This window comes from Bacillus sp. AP50, assembly GCF_040492675.1.
Lineage (GTDB): Bacteria > Bacillota > Bacilli > Bacillales > Bacillaceae_G > Bacillus_A > Bacillus_A cereus.
In genome coordinates this window covers 1-3,205 of the sequence record NZ_JBEUTW010000245.1, presented here as the reverse complement: position 1 = coordinate 3,205, position 3,205 = coordinate 1, and the positions used below count along the sequence as shown (strand labels likewise).

Below are 3,205 nucleotides of genomic sequence, written 5' to 3'. Positions count from 1 at the left end.
GTCCTATTATTTTGGGTATTCTTTACTATATTTCGATTTATGTTGTCGTTGTTAACGAGATTTGTTCATGTACATGTGGGGAAACGATGGGTTTTATGGATTGTAAAAAATGTAGTATTTTCTATGAGCGTGTCCTTTTTTGGAATTAGTTTATTTTTTATTTATAAAAATCCGTTGTATTCAATTTTATTTATCGGTCTAGTAATTTTCTTAAGTAGTGTATTAGTAAAAGAGAAAATGAATTATAAAAAGTTCTTTTTTAAAGAAATCGAGAAAGAAAAGGAGGAAAGCATGCGCTGGACGAGCGGAATTATGCAAGTTGGTGGTCATGCGGCTAAACCGAGTAGTTCGAATAAAAAACCGTGGATGTTTCCGCGCTCTAAAAGACTTTTAGGGAAAAAAGCTGATTCTCGTATTGTCGAATCTTTTTTGAAAGAATTTTTCCGTACAAGTACTGCACGAATATTTTATATTCAAATTGTATGTATCAGTACTGCAAGTATAATTATGACTCCAAGGTGGATTGCAGCTATTGTTCTCGTATTTGCTGTAGTTGCAATTTCTCGCTATGCACGTGATTATTGGAATGAATTTACGAATAAGATGTTTCTTCGTTTATATTGTGATGAAGGGAAATTACTATTGTTAAGATGGAAGGCAGATCGTTATTTACTACTACCAGCAATACTTTTATATGGAATAGTTATACTTTCACAGTTTTATTTATTGCCAGCTGTGGTAGGCAGCGTTGTTTTTATTTTATTAATTGTATGGATTGTATTTCTACCATTAAAAAAGAGCCATTGACGGCTCTTTTTCTAGTCTGTAACACATTGATAAATAAAATATACTAAAACGAGTATGCTTGCGGCGGAATACATGACATCTAAAGTCATTCAAGTGCCTCCTCAATATCGTGGTATTAATATTGTATGAAATCTTACAATTTCATATTCAAGTGAAAAATATGTGAACGTTAACAAAATTGTAAAGTGCAAAAATTACAATCATTTTGTATAATAGAAGAAACCACCGTTATATAAAAAATAATGAGTGAAAGGGGAGGGAACATAAATGCCAAATTGGTTTAGAAAAACCTTAGTCGCATTAATTACCGTATTTACATTTGGTTTAGTGACGCCTCCTTCCATATTGCTTGATAATGCCAAAGCTGCGGACAAGCCTACGAGCACAGCTGGGCAACAAAGTTTGGAGAGTACGTCCTATACATATGAAGAAACGAATGACAGGTTAACCACCGATACTTTTATTACTTATGCGATGCAAGAAGCAGAGAAGCAGTCGATGCAAAAGTTTGGTACTAAAATTGGTCCAGTAATTGAAGATGAATTTAAAGATGTAATATTACCAAAGATTGAAGAGGCAATTGCTGAGCTTGCTAGTGATGTACCAGAAGATTCACTACAATCATTAGCGATTTCTCAAAAACCAGCTGGTGGGAATAATGAAAAGATTTTTCATGTCTACGATACGAAATCAGGAAATGATTTATTGCGTTTCCATGTAAGAAGAGATCATCCACCGCAAGATGGTTATTATTTTAATTTCCATTATCATCGTTTTGATGATGGATACTCAGGACATCATGAGTTAGGAAATATTTATTGGAATACGAATGTACCGCCGAAATGGCTTTCTTAAAAAGAACAAGAGAAAATCTTGTTCTTTTTTATTTTTATAGAAGGGACAGACAACCATGTTGTTGAATAACATAGGTTTAGAAAAAAGAAGCAAAGGGAGTATGGGAATGCAAAAATATATTGTTTTTGACTTTGATGGCACATTAGTAGATTCACAAAATATATTTGTACCAATTTATAATCAAATTGCTGAAAAGCACGGATATAAAACGGTAAGAGAAGAAGAAATTGAGTATTTACGCAAGTTAACGATGGCGGAGAGATGTAAACAACTCGATGTACCACTGTATAAACTACCGATATTAGCGCTGGAGTTTTATAAATTGTATCAACCTGCTATAAAAGATCTTATTTTGTTCCATGGGATGAAGGAAGTATTAGATGAACTACATAAAAAAGGCTACGGAATTGCAGTCATATCATCGAACTCAGAAGAGCATATTCGGGCGTTTTTACAAAAGAATGATATAGAAAATATACAAGAAGTGTATTGTTCTAAAAATTTGTTCGGTAAAGACAAGATGATAAAAAGATTTTTAAAATCGAAAAAGATAACAGAGAAAGATATGTTATATGTCGGTGATGAACAGCGAGACGTAGCAGCGTGTAAAAAGGCTGGAGTGAACGTAATTTGGGTATCTTGGGGATATGATGTTATTGAAACAGTGAAAAAAGATGCACCAGATTACATGGTTCATAAGCCGATGGAAATTGTGCAAGTAGTACAAGGAGCGTATTCTTAATATGAATACACTGCGAGCAGGCATTCATCATATTGAATTTTGGGTAGCAAATTTAGAGGAGTCCATTTCTTTTTATAATAAGTTGTTTTCCATAATTGGGTGGAGAAAGTTAAATGAAGTAGCATATAGCACAGGAGAAAGTGAAATATACTTTAAAGAAGTAGATGAGGAAATTGTAAGGACGTTAGGGCCTAGACATATTTGTTATCAAGCTATTCATAGAGAAGTAGTTGATGAAGTAGCAGATTTTCTTTCTAGTACGAAAGTGAAGGTAATACGTGGTCCAATTGAAATGAATCATTATTCGGAAGGTTACTATACGATTGATTTTTACGATCCGAATGGATTTATTGTAGAAGTTGCCTATACACCAAATGCAGAAATGTAAGGGGAATAGATATGAAGATAATTACAGCACGGCAAAGCAATATACAAATAGTAAAAGATGCAGCAAATATTGAAGAAATTTCTAAAGGTTTCTCTCCAGATAAGAAATATATAATTACGAATGCAAATAATGAAAAATATTTATTTCGGACAGGCGATATAAAAGAGTATGAAAGAAAGAAAATAGAGTTTCAAATTTTAAATGAAATGGTAAAACGTAACGTACAGGCACAAAGGCCAATTGAAATAGGTATATTGGAAGAAGAAGGTGTATGCTATAGTATTTTTTCATATTTAGAAGGGGAAGATGCGAAGAAGCTATTGCCTACGTATTCACCAAAAGAACAATATGATATTGGTATAGAGGCAGGAAAAGATTTAGCAAAAATGCATACATATGAAGCTCCTAATAAT

Annotated in this window: 5 protein-coding genes; all 5 read left to right on the top strand. The window is 33.1% G+C overall.

Annotated features, from left to right (window positions below; genetic code table 11):
• A partial coding sequence (locus tag ABWK52_RS18245) for an ABC transporter permease (protein WP_353772062.1) occupies positions 1-807 on the top strand: 807 nt, incomplete at its 5' end.
• Positions 808-1,074: 267 nt separating this feature from the next.
• Positions 1,075-1,662, top strand: coding sequence for a YpjP family protein (locus ABWK52_RS18240; RefSeq protein ID WP_001134421.1), 588 nt, complete (start codon positions 1,075-1,077; stop codon positions 1,660-1,662).
• Between the two features lie 106 nt (positions 1,663-1,768).
• Positions 1,769-2,404: an HAD family hydrolase gene (locus tag ABWK52_RS18235; RefSeq protein WP_001987851.1), complete on the top strand. Its 636-nt coding sequence runs from the start codon at positions 1,769-1,771 to the stop codon at positions 2,402-2,404.
• A 1-nt stretch (position 2,405) separates the two neighbouring features.
• Complete coding sequence (locus ABWK52_RS18230; protein ID WP_001094668.1) at positions 2,406-2,792, top strand: VOC family protein; 387 nt, start codon at positions 2,406-2,408, stop codon at positions 2,790-2,792.
• 11 nt (positions 2,793-2,803) lie between these two features.
• Positions 2,804-3,205: phosphotransferase (locus ABWK52_RS18225; protein WP_353772061.1), on the top strand; the 402-nt coding region annotated here is incomplete at its 3' end.